The 21,689-nt window shown below is 45.7% G+C and carries 20 protein-coding genes; 5 read left to right on the top strand and 15 right to left on the bottom strand.

The genetic code is table 11. The annotated features are described in order from the left end of the window. Positions 1 to 100: 100 nt before the first annotated feature. The 4 genes from pulA to thpR are packed head-to-tail and all read right to left on the bottom strand — an operon-like array spanning position 101 to position 4,750. Positions 101 to 2,257, bottom strand: coding sequence for a type I pullulanase (gene pulA, locus UJ203_RS00600; protein ID WP_322008394.1), 2,157 nt, complete (start codon positions 2,255 to 2,257; stop codon positions 101 to 103). 25 nt (positions 2,258 to 2,282) lie between these two features. After that, the gene (locus UJ203_RS00595) at positions 2,283 to 3,212 is read right to left on the bottom strand and encodes a YegS/Rv2252/BmrU family lipid kinase (protein WP_322008393.1); all 930 of its coding nucleotides are present in this window, start codon (positions 3,210 to 3,212) and stop codon (positions 2,283 to 2,285) included. A 48-nt stretch (positions 3,213 to 3,260) separates the two neighbouring features. Further along, positions 3,261 to 4,175 carry a hypothetical protein gene (locus UJ203_RS00590; RefSeq protein WP_322008392.1) on the bottom strand — a complete coding sequence of 305 codons (915 nt, stop codon included), beginning with the start codon at positions 4,173 to 4,175 and terminating at the stop codon, positions 3,261 to 3,263. Positions 4,176 to 4,198: 23 nt separating this feature from the next. Beyond that, complete coding sequence (gene thpR / locus UJ203_RS00585) at positions 4,199 to 4,750, bottom strand: RNA 2',3'-cyclic phosphodiesterase (RefSeq protein ID WP_322008391.1); 552 nt, start codon at positions 4,748 to 4,750, stop codon at positions 4,199 to 4,201. Positions 4,751 to 4,898: 148 nt separating this feature from the next. Here thpR and cysK point away from each other — a divergent pair, with 148 nt between their 5' ends. Next, a complete protein-coding gene (cysK, locus tag UJ203_RS00580; protein ID WP_322008390.1) occupies positions 4,899 to 5,834 on the top strand; it encodes a cysteine synthase A in 936 nt (311 codons plus the stop codon). 33 nt (positions 5,835 to 5,867) lie between these two features. Here cysK and pepV read toward each other — a convergent pair whose 3' ends face one another. Continuing rightward, positions 5,868 to 7,259, bottom strand: coding sequence for a dipeptidase PepV (pepV, locus tag UJ203_RS00575; protein ID WP_322008389.1), 1,392 nt, complete (start codon positions 7,257 to 7,259; stop codon positions 5,868 to 5,870). 96 nt (positions 7,260 to 7,355) lie between these two features. Here pepV and pbuO point away from each other — a divergent pair, with 96 nt between their 5' ends. Next, on the top strand, positions 7,356 to 8,654 hold the full coding sequence (pbuO, locus tag UJ203_RS00570) for a hypoxanthine/guanine permease PbuO (protein ID WP_095714540.1): 1,299 nt from the start codon (positions 7,356 to 7,358) through the stop codon (positions 8,652 to 8,654). A 35-nt stretch (positions 8,655 to 8,689) separates the two neighbouring features. Here pbuO and UJ203_RS00565 read toward each other — a convergent pair whose 3' ends face one another. Together UJ203_RS00565 and UJ203_RS00560 are read right to left on the bottom strand one after the other, a co-directional pair. Next, positions 8,690 to 9,847: an ABC transporter permease gene (locus UJ203_RS00565; protein ID WP_322008388.1), complete on the bottom strand. Its 1,158-nt coding sequence runs from the start codon at positions 9,845 to 9,847 to the stop codon at positions 8,690 to 8,692. Continuing rightward, entirely contained in the window at positions 9,844 to 10,554 is a 711-nt protein-coding gene (locus UJ203_RS00560; RefSeq protein WP_322008387.1) for an ABC transporter ATP-binding protein, read from the bottom strand. Before UJ203_RS00560 ends, UJ203_RS00565 begins: the two co-directional genes overlap by 4 nt. Before the next feature lie 287 nt (positions 10,555 to 10,841). On the opposite strand from UJ203_RS00560, the gene UJ203_RS00555 reads away from it, so the two are divergent. Then, a complete protein-coding gene (locus tag UJ203_RS00555; protein WP_003152337.1) occupies positions 10,842 to 11,063 on the top strand; it encodes a DeoR family transcriptional regulator in 222 nt (73 codons plus the stop codon). Positions 11,064 to 11,190: 127 nt separating this feature from the next. Here the strand turns inward: UJ203_RS00555 and UJ203_RS00550 are convergent, their stop codons facing one another. Both UJ203_RS00550 and murJ read right to left on the bottom strand, forming a co-directional pair. Continuing rightward, on the bottom strand, positions 11,191 to 11,910 hold the full coding sequence (locus UJ203_RS00550; protein WP_322008386.1) for a pseudouridine synthase: 720 nt from the start codon (positions 11,908 to 11,910) through the stop codon (positions 11,191 to 11,193). A 65-nt stretch (positions 11,911 to 11,975) separates the two neighbouring features. After that, positions 11,976 to 13,613 carry a lipid II flippase MurJ gene (gene murJ / locus UJ203_RS00545; protein ID WP_305935055.1) on the bottom strand — a complete coding sequence of 546 codons (1,638 nt, stop codon included), beginning with the start codon at positions 13,611 to 13,613 and terminating at the stop codon, positions 11,976 to 11,978. Positions 13,614 to 13,817: 204 nt separating this feature from the next. On the opposite strand from murJ, the gene UJ203_RS00540 reads away from it, so the two are divergent. Beyond that, entirely contained in the window at positions 13,818 to 15,080 is a 1,263-nt protein-coding gene (locus tag UJ203_RS00540; protein ID WP_105990443.1) for an NAD(P)/FAD-dependent oxidoreductase, read from the top strand. Between the two features lie 193 nt (positions 15,081 to 15,273). After that, positions 15,274 to 16,806, top strand: a complete 1,533-nt coding sequence (gene opuD / locus UJ203_RS00535; RefSeq protein ID WP_322008385.1) for a glycine betaine transporter OpuD — start codon at positions 15,274 to 15,276, stop codon at positions 16,804 to 16,806. Between the two features lie 42 nt (positions 16,807 to 16,848). On the opposite strand, the gene UJ203_RS00530 is transcribed toward opuD, so the two are convergent. The 6 genes from UJ203_RS00530 to rmgP form a co-directional block, all read right to left on the bottom strand. Then, positions 16,849 to 17,031, bottom strand: a complete 183-nt coding sequence (locus UJ203_RS00530; RefSeq protein WP_003325003.1) for a sporulation protein Cse60 — start codon at positions 17,029 to 17,031, stop codon at positions 16,849 to 16,851. Positions 17,032 to 17,094: 63 nt separating this feature from the next. Beyond that, complete coding sequence (locus tag UJ203_RS00525) at positions 17,095 to 17,763, bottom strand: YesL family protein (protein ID WP_322008384.1); 669 nt, start codon at positions 17,761 to 17,763, stop codon at positions 17,095 to 17,097. Positions 17,764 to 17,784: 21 nt separating this feature from the next. Further along, a complete protein-coding gene (locus UJ203_RS00520; protein WP_322008383.1) occupies positions 17,785 to 19,074 on the bottom strand; it encodes a Gfo/Idh/MocA family protein in 1,290 nt (429 codons plus the stop codon). A gap of 12 nt (positions 19,075 to 19,086) precedes the next feature. After that, positions 19,087 to 19,590: a lipoprotein YteS gene (locus tag UJ203_RS00515; protein WP_322008382.1), complete on the bottom strand. Its 504-nt coding sequence runs from the start codon at positions 19,588 to 19,590 to the stop codon at positions 19,087 to 19,089. Next, positions 19,587 to 20,708: a glycoside hydrolase family 88 protein gene (locus UJ203_RS00510; RefSeq protein WP_227598118.1), complete on the bottom strand. Its 1,122-nt coding sequence runs from the start codon at positions 20,706 to 20,708 to the stop codon at positions 19,587 to 19,589. Before UJ203_RS00510 ends, UJ203_RS00515 begins: the two co-directional genes overlap by 4 nt. A 7-nt stretch (positions 20,709 to 20,715) precedes the next feature. Continuing rightward, positions 20,716 to 21,681, bottom strand: coding sequence for a polygalacturonan/rhamnogalacturonan ABC transporter permease (gene rmgP, locus UJ203_RS00505; protein WP_322008381.1), 966 nt, complete (start codon positions 21,679 to 21,681; stop codon positions 20,716 to 20,718). Positions 21,682 to 21,689 lie beyond the last annotated feature (8 nt).

The raw sequence follows: 21,689 nt of genomic DNA, 5'->3' as shown, positions 1-21,689 counted from the left end.
TCGTACGAATCGTATGAAAAATAAAAAAGACAGCTATTGAGAGTCTCATATGCTAATCAATAGCCGTCTTTTAAATTTTAGCGCTATAGCACAAACTTCGTCAAGCAAAACTCGTAAGATCTCGTGCTAAATATAAGATAACCGTTCCAATGCCGTTTACAGCAACCGCTTTCTTGATTTCTCCAGGCTCAGCACGAAACCCGTCAGTATCACATAGAAGACGGTAAGCCTTATCTTTCGGCAGCTGCCATGTAACAGAATCGGGGCTGGCATGATGGATGACAATGATTTCTTCCCATTCATCGATTGCGCCGAGGTTAAACAGCCGGTATACAATAAGGTGCTCTTTGAGAGCCAGACATTCAAGGCAGCGCTGAATATCGGCTGATGACGTAAGCCGGAATGCCGGATGCGCTTTTCTGAGTGAAATCAGCCCGCGGACATAGTCAACATCCTGCTTGAATGTTTCACGCCGCGACCAGTCCAGCTGGTTGATGCTGTCACTGGATTGATAGCTGTTTTCCACCCCCTGTTTCGTCCGGAAAAATTCCTGTCCGCTGTGAATAAACGGCACTCCCTGGGCCAGCAGAATGATTGCAGACGCCAGCTTTTGCCTGCTTCTTTTTCGGCTCTCACTTTCTTGAGGAAGCGCGAGGCTCATTTTATCCCAAAATGTGTGGTTGTCATGCGACTCGACATAATTGATGGACTGGCTCGGCGCAGGCACAAGCGGGGCTGTCTCTTTCCATCCGGAAGATCCGGCAATCCCGTGCATGACTGTTTCCGTTTTTTCGCCGTTCCCAAGGGCAAAACCCGCCGCCGCGATATGAAAGGTATTCCCTTTAACAGCGTCACGAAACGAATCATTAAAAAAACCGATGCCCGGCATTTTCGATGCATTCGCCAATGTCGCTTTCTGTTCAGGCGGCAGCGGTGTTGCCAAATCCCAGCCTTCCCCAAAGAGAAGGATTCCGGGCTTTACCTCAGATGCTTTTTCTTTCATATGAAGAACCGTTTCAATATCTAAAATGCCGAGCAGATCAAAGCGGAAGCCGTCGACATCGTATTCCTTCAGCCAATACATGATGCAATCCGTAATGAATTTCCTTGCCATCCGCCTTTCTGAGGCGATGTCATTCCCTACGCCGGTGCCATTTGAAGGCATCCCGAATTGATCATGCCGGAAGAAATAACCGGGCACCGTTTTTTCAAAGGGCGAGTGCTCTCTTTGATATACATGGTTATAAACAACATCCAGAATGACACGCAGGCCATGCTGTTGCAGGGTGTGAATCATTTGTTTTACTTCTGTGTTTCTTGTCTGAGGGTCGTGAGGATTGGAGGCATAGCTTCCCTCCGGGGCGAAAAAATGAAGCGGATTATAGCCCCAATTGTAGGCGGTAAGCGGGTTTTCTTCATCAACTCCGGCATAATCGTTTAGCGGCAAAAGTTCTATATGTGTAACGCCCAGCTCTTTTAAATAAGAAAGTCCTGTAGAACTGCCATTTTTCGTTTTCGTGTCCGTTTCAGCAAGCGCCGCATATTTCCCCTTGTTCTTCATACCGCTGTTTTCATGAATGGAGAAATCTCGGATGTGCATCTCATAAATAATGGCATCAACGGGGGCTGAAAATGGTGTAAGCGAAGGAGCCGAATTTGCTTGATCAGGGCGCAGCACAACACCCTTCTCTCCGTTGACCGTCACAGCTTTTGCATACGGATCAACCGTTTCTGTCCATTCTAAATTGTTGCAAATCCGGTACACATACTCATAACCGTGCAGATCTCCAGCCACTGTAACGGCGTATACTCCATTTTCCATTCTTGTCATTTGGAACGTGTCCCCGCTTTTTTCGGGATGTGACAGCTTGACGGCAGCTGACGTCGCAGCAGGCGCCCATACCTTAAATTCAGTATAATCCGAAGCGTACACAGCTCCGAGCTCTCCGTCATAATAAAATGCAGCATCAAACGCATCCGTCCTGACAACCGCCCCGATTTGGAGATCCGTTTTTCCGCCGCCGGATGCTTTGACATGATGCGTTTTTCCGAAAGTCACCGGCTGTTCAGCTACACATACATACTTGTATTTCCCTTCTATTTGCCATTTCTGACTGACTGTCAGAGGAATTTCCGCTGTATCTGTCTCAAGCTGAAAAGGCGGCGTAAAGGTATCTTTTTGATCAGCAGGAATCAGAACCGTAATAATATTCATTTCATCGGCATACGCTTCAAAGCTGCGTTGGATACTGACCATCAGAATCTCTCTCCTCCAAAAACGTTTATGTTTTGATCCGTAAGGGTGAGGGACTCGATGCCAGACGGAATGGGGTTGTACCCATAATTTCTCCGTCAGCATGGAACGGAATTTTGTCCTTCGTGTAAAACGTAATGTCTTTCGCTTTAAACATCGTCACGCCGTCCATTTTGGTGTGTTTTCCAAATGTCATCAAGCATAAAAACCAATACTTTTTCAAAAACGGCAGATTCTCAACAATGATGATATCAAATGCCTGTTCGCGCGGATTCGCAAGCGGGGCCGCCTTCATGCCGCCTCCGTAAAACGGATGATTGGAGACGACCGCAAACCAGACATGATGAAATTCCTGTGTCTCTCCTTCAATTGTACAGGCCAACGAAAACGGCTTAAAGGTAGCCGACGCGTACAAATGGGAAAGCGGATAGACAAGAAAACGGAGGCGCAGAAAATGGATCGCCCGTTTTAATGGAAATTCCATCGCCTTCTTATTGACATATGCGTCAAAGCCGAGTCCGATATGATTCAAAAAATAAAGAACCTGCGATTTATCCTGAAGCAAATTAATGCTTCCTAAATGAAACGTTCGCGTTAACGGACGCTTCAGCTGTCTGATTTCCTGAATCAGATCTATTTTCTTAATGGAGAATCCTCTGGAAAAATCATTGTACGCGCCAGCCGGCACAAAACTCAGTTCGATATCGTCAACATCTTTCAGCCCGTTGACGACTTCGTGCATCGTTCCGTCTCCGCCGATAACGATCAGGCGTTTCAGCTTATGTTCCTGAATCGTTGAAATCTGCCGGGCGAGAACCTCGGCGTGTCCCGGATGTTCAGTTAAAAATGAGCGGTGCTCAATCTTTCGTTTCAGTAATTCCTTTTGTATCGACTTCCAAACACGCAGGCCTTTTCGATGCCCTGCTGCCGGATTAATAATAAAAAACCATTGGCTCATCTTTCTCACCTGCTTATGTTATGAGAAAACCGCTCAAATCGTTCTGCTTTACTCCAGCCACTCTTGTCTGCGATAGGAGTCTGACAGGCAATAAGACAACAAAGCCTTTGCAGCCTTTAATTGATGATGTTTTATCGGAGCAGTGTTTTTCTTCTGCCTCTCCATCCAATCCGCCAAGCCCCGTTTGTCCACTATTTCCAGACCGTACGGCGGCTCGGGGTAATCGATGTATGACGTTCTGCTCAGGAGTAATTTCGAGACTGGAATATCAGCGCCTTTTTCCTTTACGATCTTCGACACAACAGATCCCGTCCGAAACAGACTCAACGCCGGATTTAATACCGATTCAGTCTGAGAGCCTGTTTTCTTCTCCCAAAAACGATGTTTAGATCCTATGTACACACTGTCTTCCTCTGCCTCTATAAAAGAAACGCAAAAAATGTCAAGAGGTGAAATGATCACTATGCTTAATTCTACTGCCGCCTGCTGAATTTTAAGCACAGGCTTATACATCATAAAATAAGAATCAGGAAGCTGCTGGGCCAGAAAACGCAAAATGCGGTCCTGCTTCACCTGGTTTGACAGATTTGACATCTCGGAAAGAGTAGAGCTTGCCCATTTGAGCTGAAATTCATATAAATGTCTTTTATAAAAGGAAGCAAGCGCCATCCTGCTCTTCGGCAGCCTTACGTTCAGATCGTCTTCTTCCTCAAACCATTGGTGTCTCTCTTCTTGTATATCGGCTTCTATCTCTTCTTTTCTTCTTTTCAATGAAAATTTTTTTCGTTTCTGCACCGGTTCCGGCTGTTCAGCACTGGCTTGTCTTTCTTCATGCTGGCGCTCCGCTGCTTCTAATAGTGAAAGCCAGCGCTCTTTTTTCAGCCGTATAAACTGATTCATATAATGGTACGGATCAAGTTCATATCTCGATATATAATCATGTATTTTGATGATTTGTGCCATTTTGTTTCTCCACTCCGCATGAATTAAGTTAAATGAAATTTGTATTTTTCCTCATATTTTGGTGATTGATTTAAGTGTGTCTGAAAAAGTGAAAATCGTTCAATAGCCGTTGAAACCTCACCGCTTTTAAACGGGACATGCGCTGGAAATCCCTTTTGGCCTGTCCATTTTCTTGCCAGCGTCATATGGGGATGATACGCTCTCTTTTCCACTTTAAAGCCTGCTTGAAGAACAGCTTGTTTTGTATACTCCCGCAGTGTTTCGAGCGCCGTATTCTTCTTCGGCTCCAAATGTAACACGCGCGGCTGCCTAAGGTCTCCGAACACATCTATTTTGTCAAACTCAATTGTAAACGGATTGACATCTGCAGCTATCTCGGCAAGCGAGCCTTCAAGCTGCTTGATTTGCGCTTCATCCGCCGCACCGAGAAAAATTAACGTGATATGGTAGTCAAGCGGGTGCACCCATTTCTGAAACGCGAGCGCCGGCTCGCTTTTCGCAGCCTGGTAAATCGGATTTGCAATTTCCGGCGGAATGGGCACGCCGATGAAATAATGAGGCCGGATATCTGACATCCGTCTGACACTCCCTTCTTTAACTACTATTATTTTATCAATAAAGAGGCTGCGCGAATAGAGGAACCGCATATGAAAACACTCTCGCGCAAACGTTTATTATGTTAGGATATTATATGACACTTGTTTTATTCAGAAAGGAATGACAATGTTGAAAATCGTTGAAAACACTTCTGATCTTATAGGAGATACACCGCTTGTGAAATTGAATCGGCTTCAGCCGGAAAACGCAGCACAAGTCTATTTAAAACTTGAATTTTTCAATCCAAGCGGCAGTGTGAAAGACAGAGCCGCTTACAATATGATCATAGAAGCAGAACAAAACGGCTTACTCAAGCCTGGCTCAGTTATCATTGAGCCGACCAGCGGAAATACCGGAATCGGACTCGCCATGAATGCGGCGGCCCGCGGCTATAAAGCGATTTTAGTCATGCCGGATACAATGACGAAGGAGCGGATCAACCTCCTCAAAGCCTATGGTGCAGAGGTTGTGTTAACTCCCGGATCGGAAAGAATGCCCGGCAGCATTAAAAAAGCAAAAGAGCTAGCCGAACAAATTCCGAACAGCTTCATTCCGATGCAGTTTGATAATACCGCAAATCCTGACGCGCATCGAAAAACAACTGCTCTTGAAATTGCCCGGGCAATAAAAGAAATCGGAAAACCGCTAGGCGCTTTTGTAGCTTCTTCCGGTACTGGCGGGACCATTACAGGCACCGGTGAAGCGCTAAAAGAACTTTTCCCGGATATTTTGGTTCATGTTGTTGAGCCTGCAGGGTCTCCGGTATTATCAGGCGGAAAACCGGGTGCGCATAAGCTGGTTGGAACAAGCCCAGGCTTCATACCTCCAGTTTTAAATCAAGATGTATATGATGAAATTATCAAAATCACTGATGAGGATGCTTATACGACTACCAGACGCCTTGCTGCGGAGGAAGGAATTCTCGTCGGGCCTTCTTCAGGCGCTGCCTGCTTCGCGGCGATTGAAGCAGCCAAACGTCTCTCTCCTGATCAAGTCGTTGTCTGTATGACAGCTGATACCGGAGAACGCTATTTATCAACTGATTTATGGTCATTTGTGTAAAAAAAGGACTGGCTTCAGAAGAAGCCGGTCCTTTTATTTTGCAAGTTCGTAGATGGCCTGCGCATATAAAGCAGTCGCTCTGAGGAGATCATCAATTTCAATATACTCGTCCTTTTGGTGCGCACTGTCGGGACGTCCGGGGAACAGCGGACCGAATGCGACGCCGGCCTTCAAAGATCTTGCGTACGTTCCCCCGCCGATTGAAATTAAATCAGCTTTTTTGCCCAATTGGCCTTCATATACCTTTTGCAGTGTTTTGACTAGCGGATGGTCTGCTGATACATGATGCGGCTTGCTGTCTTTAAATTCTCCAAGCTCAAATTCAGCGGCGCTTTCAAACGCATCGCGGATCATTTTGCTTTCCGCCGTTACCGGATAGCGGATATTGATTCCGAGCTCGCCTCCTTGCCCTTCTGTATAGCGCAGTGTTCCGACATTTAATGTCAGCTCTCCGCTAATCTCATCCTCACAGTCAATATTCAGTTTCTTTCCTCTCGTATCATCTGAGAATTTGTCTGTCACGATTTGAACAAAACGCTGTCCGGCTTCATCCAGCCCAGTCTTGCGCAAAAATTCTGCCAGTTTGATGCCGGCATTCACTCCATTGTTCGGTTCCATCGCATGGCAGGAAAGTCCGTGCATGCGCAAGATCAGCTGCCCATTCTCAATCTCAGCTTCACCTTTTTGATCCGTTGCGCGGAGCATGTCTTTAAATGAGGCAAGAACCTCTTCTATATTTGATCCTTTGATAACGGCTTCCGCAGCGTCTGGCACCATGTTTAAGCGGAGGCCTGATGTAAACGAGGCAAGAACTGTTTCTGAAGCGGCTTCGTTTGCGCGGTGCGGGATGAGCAGTGAAGCATCAATAATCCCTTTTTCCGCGTTAATAATCGGGAAATCAGCATCTGGCGCAAAACCGAGAGTCGGCATTTCTTCGTGCTTGAAATAATGCTCCACACATCTCCAATCACTTTCTTCATCTGTTCCGATAATGATTCTGACACGCTTAGAAAGCGGCAGATTCATGTCTTTGACGATTTTCAGCGCGTAGAACGCCGCCATCGTCGGACCTTTGTCGTCAATGGCGCCCCTTGCATAAATCCGTCCGTTTCGGATGTCAGCTGAAAACGGATCACTTGTCCAGCCGTCTCCGGGCGGTACAACATCAACATGGCAAAGAACGCCGACAATGTCTTCACCCTCGCCCCATTCGATATGACCGGCGAACCCGTCAAGATTTTTCACGGAAAATCCTTCTTTTTCTCCAAGCTCAAGCAAAGAGGTCAAGCTGGCATTTACCCCTTCTCCGAATGGTTTGCCGGGCCCGGCTGTTGTTTCGTCCATTACACTGTTGATTCTCAAGAATTCCTGCGTATCGCGAATCAAATCATCTTTTTTTCTGATCACTTCGACTTCCCAGTTCATAATGATCCCCTTTCTGCAATAAATCACTTGCAAAAACTAAATAAAACGAATAATATTAATGGTGTTTTGTTAAAACGTTCGTAATTGGAGGTTACTATGTTTCATCTAAAAGAGCAGCAAACATCGATTAAACAAGAAATCATAGCTGGATTGACGACCTTTTTCACAATGGTCTATATTGTAGTGGTGAATCCGGTCATTTTAGCGAATGCCGGAGTTCCTTTTGACCAGGTCTTTACCGCAACGATTATCGCCTCCATTGTTGGAACGCTGTGGATGGCCCTGGCTGCAAATTATCCGATTGCCATTGCGCCCGGCATGGGCTTAAACGCTTACTTAGCCTATCACGTTGTAGGCGCAAGCGGCGGCGGCATCACGTACGCAACAGCTTTCAGCGCAGTATTCACAGCAGGGGTTCTCTTCATTATTCTATCGTTAACGCCTTTAAGAAAACAACTGATAGAAGCGATTCCAAACAATTTAAAATACGGGATCACCACAGGGATCGGGCTTTTTATTGCGTTTATCGGTTTACGGCAGGCGGGAATTATTACGGCTGATAAGTCAAATCTGGTCACACTCGGCAACCTTCATTCGCCAGCGGTTATCTTAACGCTGATCGGCTTATTGATCAGTGTGATCCTGATGGTGCTGAATGTAAGCGGAGCGTTATTTATCGGAATGGCAGCTACCGCTTTGATCGCGTTTTTTACCGGCCAGCTGCATTTCCCTAAAGGCTTTATGTCTTTTCCGCATTTGCCTGAGGGATTGATTATTTCAAATCCGTTCTCCGCTTTTGGCGATGTGATCCATCACGGCCTGTACGCTGTCGTCTTTTCATTTCTGCTGGTAACGATTTTTGATACGACCGGTACGATGATCGGTGTGGCCGAGCAAGCCGGATTGATGAAAAACAACAAGCTCCCGAACGCGCGAAAAGCACTGCTTGCTGATTCAACGGCGACCACAGTCGGTGCTGTTTTCGGAACAAGTCCGACAACCGCGTTTGTCGAGTCTTCAGCTGGCGTAGCAGCCGGGGGAAGAACAGGTCTTACGTCTTTAACTGTCGCGGTATTGTTTGCAGCTTCGATGTTTTTCAGTCCGCTTGTCAGCGCCTTATCCGGCATATCCGCCATCACTTCTCCGGCTTTGATTATTGTCGGCAGCCTGATGATGGGCTCGGTGTCGAATATTAACTGGAAGGAGATGGACGAGGCATTTCCGGCATTTCTCGTTGTTCTGACCATGCCTCTTACATCAAGCATTTCCACAGGAATTGCGCTTGGCTTTATTTCGTATCCGATTGTGAAAGCAGCACGGGGAAAATGGAGAGACATTCATCCTCTCGTCCTCGTATTTGCCGTTCTGTTTTTCATCCAGCTATTTATTCTATAACATACAGAAAACCCAAACGGCATCCGTTTGGGTTTTTATTTCACCAAAAAAGAGATAGCAGCCGCCAAAAAGCAGCAGGCAACACAAGCATAGTGCAGCGTGCTCACACAGCTTTTTCTGGCCCGGTAGTATTCATCACTTTCCTTATCAGCCCCAATTAAGATCGGCGCATCCATCACTTTATCAAAAATAAGCGAAAGCACATAACGACAAACACCTGTATAAACCAGCAGCGCAATCACCTTAAGAACGATCGGGGAAATGACTGTTAAAACCGTAAAAGCCGACAAAAGCATATACAGATGCCTCGCATACTCCCCATTCCTCAGCATGACTTTAAAAAACAATTCCTTATAAATTGTATACATTGTCCGTTCCTTAAATATCCTTTTTGAATTCCGGAATAATAGTGGTTTTCTCCTCATCCTGTCCTTTACTCTCGGCATTCTCACATCTTGGCTCGTCATCATTACAAGACCTGCAAGAGTGAGCCTGATTTTTTTCTCCTCAAGCACCTCTGCCTCAAAAGCCGAAAATGAAGCCGTCTTTTTCAAACTGCGTATGAAAGCAAAAATAAAAAACAAAACACCGGCAAGCGAGAGCAAGTGCCACTCGGTAAAGGTAATCATGAGAAAAGAACATGCCAAAAGTACAGCCTTGAGAAAAAAGTCTGCAATCTGTCTCCAAATAGATCTTGGTTTTCTGACCCTGTCCTGCTTCAAGGATAAAAAGAGCGTATGAAGACCGAATGCATAGATCAATAGAGCAGCGCTTTCTGGAATCGTGACGCGAACAGAATCAATGATAAAGGGAAGAAAAAGAAAAAAGAGCAACAGCCACTTGGCGAACGTGAACAATATAGAATACACCAATGCGTATTGTTTCATCTGGCGAATGATCGCTTTCTTTTGCAGCAAAAACACCTGGTCCGCTTCCAGTAAAAAAGTATGGATGGAGCCTGTGCAAACAATCAGTATACCGACAGCGTATAACCATCTCCATTCGACTCTCTCAGACCACTCGTAAAGAAGACCGCTTCCGTTTGACCACTCCACATACTGATAAATCACAAAAGCAAGCGCCGGCAGGACAATGTAGAGCGCAACCGTCCAATCAATGACAGCATGCAGCACCTTAAACTGATATCGGTAAAAATCCATCCACCTTCGAAAAAAGAGAGACCGCCCGTTCATGCCTTTTCTCCTTGAATCGCCGTATAAAAACAGTCAAGCAATGACTGCCCGTCTAACCCTGTCTGCTCTTGAATATCTTTTAACGTTCCCTGAAGAAACAAAGAACCTTTATCAATCATGTAAAACCGGTCGCAGATTTTTTCCGCTGTATCAAGTACGTGTGTGCACATGAGAATGCCGGCTCCTCTATCTTTCTCAGCCTTCAGCATGTCCACAAAGCGTTTTGTCGATATCGGGTCAAGGCCGATAAACGGTTCATCAATCACATACATATCAGGCTTAGAAAGAAAGGCCTGAATCAGCATCAGCTTTTGCTGCATACCCTTCGAAAACGTCACCGGCAGCTCATGCATGACATGATCAAGCGAAAATGTTTCAAGAAGACTTTGGGCCCGATATTCGAATTCACTCTGACCAATGCCGTGCAAAGTGCTGATCAGGTCGAGATGCTCCCACAGCGTTAATTCCTCATAAAAGGACGGGTGCTCCGGAATATAAGCAAACGAGCAATCATTCCAAGCGATAGTCCCTTTAAAGTCTTGCGAGAGGCCGAGTATCGCCTTGATGGCTGTACTTTTTCCAGCGCCATTCGCTCCAATCAACCCGACAAGCTCCCCTTCTCTGACTTCCAATAAAACATTGGTGAGCACTTTTTTTCGGTTTGTATACCCTGCTTGCTCTATTGATGCTTCCAACAACATTCTCAATCTCACTCACCCCCTTAATCACATACGAAACGGAATAAAAAAAGTTTCTTTATCCATAATAATATTGTGCTGAAATACATAGTAATCCAACAAGGATGGCGGCCAAACTCAAATTGGAAAAAATTTATCATACTTATTCCTAGATTCACTGCGGCGAAATCGTGTATAATGAAGGCGAATTATTTAAATATTACAGATGTCTGCCTTAGTTGCTATTTCGTACGCAGTTGATAGTCGTGAGTTGTGGTTAGTCAAGTCCATCCGATCTTATGATAGGGAGTGGTTTTTTGAAACCTTCAACAAACCGTATGCTAACTCGAATCAAATCAGTTTACATGTTTATTCAAGAGAAAGGCCTTGTGACAACACAGGAACTGGTTGACGAATTCGGCATTACACCTAGAACGATTCAAAGAGACTTAAATGTGTTAGCATATAATGATCTTGTTCATAGTCCAAGCCGTGGCAAATGGGAGACAACGAGAAAGAAAGTAAAGATTACCTCATAACATTAAAAATTACATAGGGCCGCCCTGTGAGCGGCCTGATAGATACAGGGCGAGGAAACGTTCTTAGCCTTGTTTTTGTGTGCTTATATATAATAAAAAAATCCCGCAGTGTGATGCGGGATTTTTTTCATGCTTGCGGCTCGTTCAGCCTTTCAAGTTCTTCTTCTGTAAGCTCACGGTATTCTCCCGGCTCCAGAGCAGGATCCAAGGATACGCGTCCCATTGAGAGCCGCTTCAGATAAATGACTTCATTGCCGACAGCATTTGCCATCTGTTTGACTTGATGATATTTCCCTTCTGTTATCGTCAGGTATATCACGGTATGCCCTTTATCGTTTGCCTTTATTTCTGCTTGTGCCGGCTTTGTTTTGTAGCCGCCTTCAATAAATACCCCAGTCTCTAAGCTGGTGATTTCTTCTGGCGAAATTTGCGACTTTAAGTGGACTTCATACGTTTTCGGAACATGCTTTTTCGGCGATAGCAGCCGGTGAGCGAGCTGACCGTCATTTGTCAGCAGCAGAAATCCTTCTGTATCCTTATCAAGCCGGCCGGCAGGAAACGGCTCGAATCTAAGTTCATCCGGCGTCAGCAAATCAACCACTGTCTTTTGCCGGCTGTCCTCAGTCGCTGACAGCACGCCCTGCGGTTTATTCATCATGATATAAATAAACTCGCGGTAATCAATCGGCTCGCCATAAACGGTCACCTCCTGCGCATCAGGGTCCACGTGCGCCTTGACATCTTTTGCCGGCTTTCCGTCGACCATGACGGCTCCCGCTTTCACAATCGATTTGACCTCTTTTCTCGAACCATACCCGCTGTTGGCAAGCAGCTTATCTAGTCTCATGCCAATCTCTCCTTCCTATAAAAGAAAGCCCGCATCAAGCGAGCCCTCTGTTTCAACATATTCTGTTAATCAGCGGCATGTCTGCCTTTCTTTAAGAACCCCGGTAAACGGCGGCCGAATATTTTCTGTAAAAACCCTAAACGATAAGCACAATACAGGTAGACAGCTCCGCCGACCACAGCAGCAATCAGCACGACGATCGCAGCATGCATCTGGCCATCCTCATAGGAGATGAAAAAGCTTAGCACCCACTGGACGATTTTAACGGCTATCGCCATCACAGCTGACAAGAGCAGCATCAGAACGCTCCGTTTCACTAATATTTTATACGAATAGCCGGCATGCCGTTTGATCATGATAAATCCGTATATAAGTGAAGCGGTATACCCGAGTGCCGTAGCTAAAATAGCGCCGTCAGCCTGCATCAGCTTAATCAGCGGGACATTCAGCACAAGTTTGATCACGACACCGATCACAAGACTGGCAACCGCAAATTTTTGCTTATTGATGCCCTGCAATATGGCGGCGTTGACAGTAAACAAAGAGAACAAGATCGCAACTGGCGAATACCAAAACAGGATGTCTTTCCCCAATTCAGGATGAAGGCTCTCTGATCCGTAAAAGAACGTATACACAGGGCCTGCTAATACCGATATACCGACAACAGCCGGAATAATTAAAAACAGGATCGTCTGCATCGACTGGTTGATCTGCTGATTTAACAGCTTGTAGTTTCTGCTTGTAAACGATTCTGTGATCGTCGGGATTAAGGTCAGTCCGAATGCCGTCGCAAGAGAAACCGGGATCATCACGAGCTTCTGCACGTAAAGTGTCAGAATGGCCATCATGTCCTGACTGATAGCTTGATGCCCCGCTTCAATCATGGCTTTGTTAAACGTATTTGTATCAATATAGTTATACAAAGGGATAGCTAGTCCGACAAACACGTAGGGAGCGGCATAGCTGAAGAGCTCGAAAAACATTTTCTTGTAGCTTAAATCTGCTGTCGGCCCCGTATTAGGCATCATCGCCAGCAGATTGCCTTTTCGTTTGTTCCAATAAATATACAATACGATCAGCCCGCCGAAGGCACCGATCAGCGCTGCAAAGGTTGCATAACCGACAGCGATCACTAGGCCGCCGTTTAAGACTTTCAAAATCAAGAAGGTCGCACTCAATAAAAAGATGATGCGGACAATCTGCTCAACAACTTGAGAGACAGCCGTCGGCCCCATCATTTGATGACCTTGGAAAAATCCGCGCACAAGACTCATAATCGGCACGACTAAAAGCGCTAAGCTGACCATGCGGATGACATATACGACATGATCAATCGTCAAACCGTTATTATCTTTGCCCCCAAGCGATATTTCCGCAAAAAACGGAGCAGATAAATATAGTATGAAAAAGGCAATCATTCCCGTTACAAGCATAACCGACATGCCCGCCTTCAGCATTTTTCTGCTTGTTTCATAATCCCCTTTGGAATTATATTTGGAAACAAATTTAGAAACGGCGGCTGGAAAGCCCATTGTGGCAATGTTCAAAAATAAAGTGTATTGATTGTATCCGTATTGAAATAACGCACCGCCTGTCGCTCCGACCATGATGCTGAAAGGAATTAAATAAACCATTCCCAGTATCCGTGAAATATATGTACCGAGCGTTAACACAAACGTGCCTCTTAACAGTTTGCTTGACATGTTTCTTCATCACCATTTTCTACGAAGATTCAACTTTTCTATTTTAACACAACTGGGCATATAGACGGTAATAAATACAAAAGCAATCTCAGGAACAATGCAAGTTTGCGGCAAAATACGTTTAAGCAGAACCTGTCTTTCGCTATAATAGTACTGCGGACAGCGTTCCGCACACGAAATGTAAAAAGAAAGTTGATGATAAAGATGAAGCAGTATGACGTAATTGTAATCGGCGGAGGCCCTTCAGGTCTGATGGCTGCCATTGCAGCCGGGGAACAGGGTGCTGATGTTTTGTTAATAGATAAAGGAAATAAGTTAGGCCGTAAACTTGCCATATCCGGAGGCGGCCGCTGCAATGTGACAAACCGCCTTCCTGTCGAAGAAATTATTAAGCACATCCCCGGCAACGGCCGTTTTTTATACAGTGCGTTTTCTGAATTTAATAACGAAGATATTATCAAGTTTTTTGAAAATCTCGGGATCAAATTGAAGGAAGAGGATCACGGCCGGATGTTTCCGGTGACAGACAAAGCGCAAAGTGTTGTCGACGCGCTGTTAAATAGGCTGAAACAGCTGCGTGTGACGATCAGAACGAACGAAAAAATCAAATCTGTTACATATGAAGATGGACATACAGCAGGCATTGTGACGAATAATGGCGAAGTGATTCATAGTCAGGCAGTCATTATCGCGGTTGGCGGAAAAAGCGTTCCCCATACCGGCAGCACGGGTGATGGCTATGAATGGGCCGAAGCCGCAGGCCACACTATAACAGAGCTATTCCCGACAGAGGTGCCCGTCACATCTGCCGAGCCGTTTATTAAGAAAAAAACACTGCAGGGTTTATCGCTCAGAGGTGTCGCCGTCAGTGTATTAAACAAAAAAGGCAAAGCCATTATCACACATAAGATGGACATGCTTTTTACTCATTTCGGCCTCTCAGGCCCCGCCATACTCAGGTGCAGCCAGTTTATCGTGAAAGAGCTGAAAAAACAGCCAGAAGTGCCCGTCAGAATTGATTTGTTTCCGGATATCAATGAAGAAACGCTATTCCAAAAGATGTACAAGGAGCTGAAAGATGCGCCGAAAAAAGCGTTAAAAAATGTGCTGAAGCCTTGGATGCAGGAGCGCTACCTTCTTTTCCTGCTCGAAAAAAACGGCATTTCACCGAACGTATCATTTTCTGAGCTGCCGAAGGAGCCTTTCAGACAATTTGTTAAAGACTGCAAGCAATTTACCGTTCTCGCAAACGGCACGCTGTCTCTAGACAAAGCGTTTGTCACAGGAGGCGGTGTATCGGTGAAGGAGATTGACCCGAAAAAGATGGCGTCTAAAAAAATGGACGGCCTGTATTTTTGCGGCGAAATCTTAGATATTCACGGTTATACAGGCGGATACAATATCACATCTGCGCTCGTCACAGGCAGACTCGCCGGACTGAATGCCGGACGCTTTTCCCGTACGTAAACATTAGACTTAACAAACTCTTACAGCATGCCGGGCATTTGAAAATTCCCCGCAAAAATGTTAGGCTGAGATTTGTTTTGTTTCACCTGATTGCGGGGTAATTTACAGGAAGGAATGATCTGCCATCGTACGACCATACTAAGCCTGCGAGGAAGATATAGGCGTACACAAAAAAGTCAGAGGGTGAGAATGTTTGAAGAATATATCTAGTGTATTTTGGATTGTGATTGTCATCACAGCCGCAGCCGTTTTGTGGGGCGTTATTTCTCCTGCCAGCCTGCAAAACGTATCTCAATCGGCACAATCGTTTATAACAGATTCATTTGGTTGGTATTATCTATTAGTTGTCTCTTTGTTTGTCGGGTTCTGTCTCTTTTTAATCGTCAGCCCGATCGGAAAAATTAAACTGGGAAAACCGGATGAAAAACCGGAATTCGGGTTATTATCTTGGTTTGCCATGCTGTTCAGTGCAGGCATGGGGATCGGCTTAGTATTCTATGGTGCGGCTGAACCGATCAGCCATTACGCAATTAGCTCTCCATCAGGTGAAACAGAAACCCCCCAAGCCTTCAGAGATGCACTCCGGTACACGTTTTTCCACTGGGGACTGCACGCTTGGGCCATATATGCCGTCGTGGCATTATGTATCGCATATTTTCAATTCCGCAAAGACGCGCCTGGATTAATCAGCAGCACACTGACTCCGATTCTCGGCGATAAAGTAAACGGCCCGATCGGTAAACTGATTGATTGTATTGCTGTTTTCGCTACAGTTGTCGGCGTTGCAACGAGTCTGGGGATCGGCGCAACTCAAATTAACGGCGGATTGAATTACCTATTCGGAATTCCGAATCATTTTATCGTTCAATTGATTTTAATTGTCATTGTAACAGTGCTCTTTTTACTATCGGCTTGGAGCGGACTCGGAAAAGGCATTAAATATTTAAGCAACACCAATATGGTGCTAGCCGGATTGCTGATGCTGTTTATGCTGGTTGTCGGACCTACCGTTTTGATCATGAACTCATTTACAGATTCAATTGGGCAGTATATTCAAAACATTGTTCAAATGAGCTTCAGACTGGCACCGAACGATCCAGGCAAACGTGAATGGATCAACGGCTGGACGATTTTCTATTGGGCATGGTGGATTTCCTGGTCTCCATTTGTCGGCATTTTCATCGCCCGTGTGTCCCGAGGCCGGACAATCCGTGAATTTTTGATCGGCGTCCTGGTGACACCGTGTATTTTGGCTTTCCTATGGTTCTCCATTTTCGGTGTTTCCGCAATGGACCTTCAGCAAAAAGGGATCTTTAATGTGGCGAAGCTGTCTTCCGAAACGATGCTGTTCGGAACACTGGATCACTATCCGCTGACGATGATCACGTCTATCCTGGCATTGATCCTGATCGCCGTGTTCTTTATTACATCAGCTGATTCAGCGACATTTGTCCTTGGTATGCAGACGACATACGGTTCATTAAACCCGGCTAACTCAGTCAAACTCAGCTGGGGTATCATTCAGTCTGCTATGGCAGCTGCGCTCTTGTATTCCGGCGGACTTGCCGCTTTGCAAAACACAGCGATTCTGGCGGCACTGCCATTTTCAATTGTTATCCTGCTCATGATTGCTGCTCTTTATAAAGCATTGGCAAGAGAACGAAGAGAAATCAGAGCAGCAGAGAAATTCCAGAAACCGAGAAGCCCAAGAGTGAAAAAGGCTTAACCATAAAAAAGATCTTTCCGCAGTCCGCGGGAAGATCTTTTTTTATTTTCGATATAGAATGAGTGCGGAAAAACAGTAGAGCTGCTCGCCTTCAGGGTCACACGCCGCTGAAACCGTATATTTGATATCAACCAGCTGCTCTTCCGATATTCCTTTTAAAAATGAATTGATCTCCGTTTGCAAATCTTTTTCATGCTCTTCATCAAACACTGCCACCTTCAGCATTTATCCGCTCTCCTTTCTCTATCAATCTATTCCGTTTGGAATCAATATATGATAGAGAAATGTTTACCTCGTCTCCGGATAAAAAGCTTCTGGTGTAGGATGTTTCTTTGCCGGTTCATGGTCCTGCTGCTCCAGCTTCACCAGGACGGCATAAGCGATCCTCATGTGGCAGTAGCTGATGAGACTGACGCTGAAAAAAGGGACAATTCCCGGCAGATAAGCCAGCAGGAAAAAGAGCGCGACCGTCAGCGCAAGCATGACGAGGGTATATTGTAAGTACGCCACACTCAGCAAGAGGGAAAACTTAAAATACAGGCGCTTTTTCCAATCAAAGTGGACGAGCAGCGGAAACACATAAAAAAGCATTGATACAAACAGAAAGCCAAATATCATAATAGCAAAGCGCAGGATATGCAATAAGAAGTGGCTCGGGTAAATAAAGGCCAAATCGATATAAATGATCAAACCGATTAACACCAGTACAGCACCGATCAGATTGGAACGGAGAAATTCAGCTTTGTATTCCCGCCAAAAGGTCGGCAGCACCGGAACGTGATCCTGACCCTGAATCCATTTTCGCATAACAGCGAATAAAGCGGCAGTCGCGGGCATGACACCGAACACTCCGAGACCGATGATCGTAAAAAGCAGCCAAAGCAAATTGGTATACGCAAACCTCATGATCCACTCGCAAAAACGCAGCACCCGTGCCATTGATCCGTCATGTTCCACGAAAGCCCCTCCTCTTCGCTTTTATACATTTTGCATATGAAAAAGCTGTTTAATATCAATTGGTTTTTTTTCAACAACGGAGCGCCATATTCCCTCACCGACCGCGATAGAATAGGCTCCGGCTTCGGCTCCGGCCAAAATGTCATACTGGCGCAGCGGATCTTTGCCTATAAATAGATCAGCAAGCAAAAGCGGATCACCTCCGCCGTGTCCTCCCTCGTTTTTGACGACTTGAATGGTCTGCTTCGATTCAAAAAGCGGATAATACTCAATCGTCTGCTCGGGAAAAGCAAACGGAATTCTGGAAGGCTCATGGAATTCATTTGATTCAATGCGTCCTTTTGTGCCGTTTATCGTAAGGCGGTAGCCTTCGTACGGAGCGGAAAATGTGATCGAGTAGCTTAAAAGCGCACCGCCGTCATATTTGACAGCCGCCACATACGTATCCTCAATGTCGATCTCCTCGTCAAAAATGCATGCGTCAGGGCGATATGCGGTATATAAGCTTGACTGGTCTGCATCCGCCTTAAGATGATCATCCTTTACTGAAGCTTTAGAGGCACGGGGGTGCCATCTCGCATAGTAATGGCATTTCTCTTTGACCCGGCATGTGCCGCAAAAACGCCCGTCTTCTTCCGGCAGCGGATTCCACTCACTGTCCGGCCCGTAGTAATTCAACTCGCCGTAAGCAAATACCTCCGCCGGGTTTTGGCCGAGCCACCAATTCACCAGATCGAAATGATGTGTGGATTTATGGACAGAAAGGCCGCCGGAAAATTGCCTGGATCGGTTCCAGCGTTTAAAATAGCTGGCGCCGTGATAGGTATCAATATACCAATTCAAATCAACAGACGTGACCCTTCCTATTTTTCCTTCTAAAATCATTTCTTTGATTTTCCGATGATACGGACTGTAGCGGTAATTAAACGCGACAGTAACCTTCCCTTTGCTTTTCGCTTCTGCCTCAAGCACCCGCTTTGCATCCTGCACCGTCGTCACCATCGGTTTTTCCGTTATGACATCCGTATCCCACTGAAGGCTTCTCAATATATAGGTGATATGGGTGTCATCCCTTCCCGTCACAATCACAATGTCTGGCTTCGAAACGCTCATCATATGGTCAAAATCTTCTTCTTTATACTCCGGTACTTGTGCAAGCTCCGGAAATGCCTCTTTGCAGACGGCGAATCGTTTCGGATCGGCATCCAGCAATCCCGTAATTTCATAAATGGATGAAAACTGTTTGAGCAGCGGTTTGATAAACATGCTGAGGGCTCTGCTGCTTAATCCGCAAATGACGATGCTTTTCAATGGTCCCCACCCCTATCGGACTTCTGTTAATTGGGAAATCAGCTGCAGCGCTTCCTCTGTTTTTTCGGAGTATACAGGGATAAACGCCGCCATATTTCGATTCAGCCGAAAAGAATAGCCGTTCAGCTGTTTTTCCCCTTTCTCAATCAGAACGGCATAGACTGTTTTTTCTCCCGTTTTTTGATTTACGGCTGTATAGGGCGATGAATGTTTCAGTGACAATCCGTCTAACGGCTGAAAATTTTCCGGATTATCGTATGCTGCAAACAAGTCTTCAGGCACGATAAAGACGTCACCCTCGTGAGCCGTAATTTCAGTCAGCAGCTTTTCCGGCAAAGCGGGAAAGATTTCTGCCCTGCCTGCCTTCTTTTCAGCGGCCTCTTTTATGTTATCCTGTACGCCTGTCTGCATATCTGAAAACAGGATGACATGAATGCCGTCCGGTCTGCTTGAGCACGAAGCCAAAAACAGCAACGAGACGATCACACATACAGCCGCACATAGAGATCTTTTCATTTTTCGTCTGACCCGAGAAGCGCTTCCAATTCTGTCATCGCCAAAATAAACGCTCCCGCCCCGTGAAGGTCGTTTGTGCTCCGTTCGCGGCTGACATAATAATCATAAAATCCTGCCGACGTTCCGACACATATGTCTTTGACGAGAAACGCACCGTCTTTTGTTGTTTCAGTTTTATGCTGAATCAGCCCTTGATACGCTTTTAACAAAGACGTTTTATAGGATCTGTCGAGATATCCTTTATTAATTCCTTTAGCGATGGCATACATATACAGGCACGATCCCGAGCTTTCCAGCCAGTTGTCAGATCTGTCGCCCTTGTCAACGATCTGATACCATAATCCTGTTTCCTTGTCTTGGCAGCGGCAGATGCTTTCGAGCATGTCCTGCAGTGTTTTTTTCCAGACATGACGGGTTGGGTGCTTCTCAGGCAGCTCTTCAATCATGTCTGCGAGTGACATGACGTACCAGCCGATCGAACGCGCCCAAAACTCCGGAGAGCAGCCTGTCTCTTGACTGGCCCAAGGCATTTTTTTCGCTTCATCCCACGCATGATAGAAGAGCCCGGTCTTTGGATCCTTCGTATGCTTTCTCATCAGGCCTTCCTGAAGCACAACCATGTCAAACAGCTCCGGCTCGTGCTTCAAATTGGCATATTTCAGTGCAAACGGCCCGCCCATATATAAACCGTCAAGCCACATTTGATATGGATAGCCGTCCTTATGCCAGAACCCCTGCTCAGATGTTCGGTTCAGCGTTCCGTATAAGCCCCGCAGCCTTGTTGCCGCTTTTACATAGCGTTCATCCTTCGTCTTGTCGTATAAAGGAAATAGAATAAGGCCCGCCTGGATCGCGTCTAGTTCGTCTCTTTTAAATAATAGATTGCCATAATCATCAATTAGGAGATCCGCATAAGCTTTCGCATAATCAAAGTACCGTTTCTGTCCGGTTGCTTCCCAAAGACGCAAAACCCCGCATAAGAAAACGCCCTGATGATAGTGCCAGCGGTTTGCAGGCGGCAGCTCTTCAACTGTATACGTGTTCATAATCGTTTCTGCCAATGCCTCCGCATACGTAAGAGGCGACTTTACAGCAATTGATTGATCCATTGATACCATCCCTTTCTTAATAGATTCCTTCCTCGCCAAATTTCTTCGCCAAACGATTCGCAAGCATGACCAAAATCAGCCCGACCGCCGCTTTAAATACGCCGACCGCTGTACTGTAGCTGAATTGGCCCTGTTTCAGCCCTGCAGTATAAACGTACGTATCAAAAATTTCCGCGACTTCCCTGTTTGTGGCGTTTAACAGCAAATATACATGCTCAAAGCCAAGCTCCAGCGTGTCCCCGATTTTTAAAATCAGCAAAACGACGATGACGCTTTTGATAGCCGGCAGCGTAATATGCCACATTTGCCGCAGCCGTCCCGCTCCGTCCATTTTCGCCGCTTCATAAAGCTGAGGATCAACCGCCGTCATTGCGGCCAGGTAGATGATCGTTGACCAGCCCGCTTCTCTCCAGATGACCTGCAAAATATACAGCGGACGGAACCATTCTTCATTCAGCAGAAAATTGATTTTTTCGCCGCCAAAAAACGTAATCAGTTCATTAATCAGGCCCCCGTCTACTGTCAAAAGCACAAATGACAGCGATACAACAATGACCCAGGACATAAAGTGCGGAATATAAATCAGTGTCTGAACTAATTTTTTAAAGAGTGCGATCCGCACTTCGTTTAGAAGAAGCGCTAATAAAATCGGTACCGGAAAAAAAATGGCCAGATTCAAGGCAAAGAGCACGAGCGTATTTTTTAACAGGACAAAAAATGTAGGCTCTGTAAACAGCCTGATAAAATGCTTCAGCCCGACCCACTCGCTGCCCCAAATGCCGAGAAACGGCTGATAATCCTGAAACGCAATCACGATTCCCCACATTGGAACATATTTAAAAAGCAAAAAATAAATACATCCCGGCAAAATCATAAAGTACAAAAACTTTTGCTGCAGCAGCTTATTTAGTAAGCGCTTTCTTTTTTCTTTTTTAAAAATGACTGCGTCTACAGCCGGCGCTTGCGCTTCTGCTGTTTTCATCTTTTTCA

It is taken from the genome of Bacillus sp. V26, from assembly GCF_034296245.1.
GTDB lineage: Bacteria > Bacillota > Bacilli > Bacillales > Bacillaceae > Bacillus > Bacillus halotolerans.
This window is presented reverse-complemented; position numbering and strand designations above follow the sequence as displayed.

What these genes read in the sequence shown, in the direction of transcription:
- pulA (WP_322008394.1), bottom strand. Translation starts at nt 2,257, where the DNA reads ATGGTCAGTATCCAACGCAGCTTTGAAGCGTATGCCGATGAAATGAAT.
- UJ203_RS00595 (WP_322008393.1), bottom strand. Translation starts at nt 3,212, where the DNA reads ATGAGCCAATGGTTTTTTATTATTAATCCGGCAGCAGGGCATCGAAAA.
- UJ203_RS00590 (WP_322008392.1), bottom strand. Translation starts at nt 4,175, where the DNA reads ATGGCACAAATCATCAAAATACATGATTATATATCGAGATATGAACTT.
- thpR (WP_322008391.1), bottom strand. Translation starts at nt 4,750, where the DNA reads ATGTCAGATATCCGGCCTCATTATTTCATCGGCGTGCCCATTCCGCCG.
- cysK (WP_322008390.1), top strand. Translation starts at nt 4,899, where the DNA reads ATGTTGAAAATCGTTGAAAACACTTCTGATCTTATAGGAGATACACCG.
- pepV (WP_322008389.1), bottom strand. Translation starts at nt 7,259, where the DNA reads ATGAACTGGGAAGTCGAAGTGATCAGAAAAAAAGATGATTTGATTCGC.
- pbuO (WP_095714540.1), top strand. Translation starts at nt 7,356, where the DNA reads ATGTTTCATCTAAAAGAGCAGCAAACATCGATTAAACAAGAAATCATA.
- UJ203_RS00565 (WP_322008388.1), bottom strand. Translation starts at nt 9,847, where the DNA reads ATGAACGGGCGGTCTCTCTTTTTTCGAAGGTGGATGGATTTTTACCGA.
- UJ203_RS00550 (WP_322008386.1), bottom strand. Translation starts at nt 11,910, where the DNA reads ATGAGACTAGATAAGCTGCTTGCCAACAGCGGGTATGGTTCGAGAAAA.
- murJ (WP_305935055.1), bottom strand. Translation starts at nt 13,613, where the DNA reads ATGTCAAGCAAACTGTTAAGAGGCACGTTTGTGTTAACGCTCGGTACA.
- UJ203_RS00540 (WP_105990443.1), top strand. Translation starts at nt 13,818, where the DNA reads ATGAAGCAGTATGACGTAATTGTAATCGGCGGAGGCCCTTCAGGTCTG.
- UJ203_RS00530 (WP_003325003.1), bottom strand. Translation starts at nt 17,031, where the DNA reads ATGCTGAAGGTGGCAGTGTTTGATGAAGAGCATGAAAAAGATTTGCAA.
- UJ203_RS00515 (WP_322008382.1), bottom strand. Translation starts at nt 19,590, where the DNA reads ATGAAAAGATCTCTATGTGCGGCTGTATGTGTGATCGTCTCGTTGCTG.
- UJ203_RS00510 (WP_227598118.1), bottom strand. Translation starts at nt 20,708, where the DNA reads ATGGTATCAATGGATCAATCAATTGCTGTAAAGTCGCCTCTTACGTAT.
- rmgP (WP_322008381.1), bottom strand. Translation starts at nt 21,681, where the DNA reads ATGAAAACAGCAGAAGCGCAAGCGCCGGCTGTAGACGCAGTCATTTTT.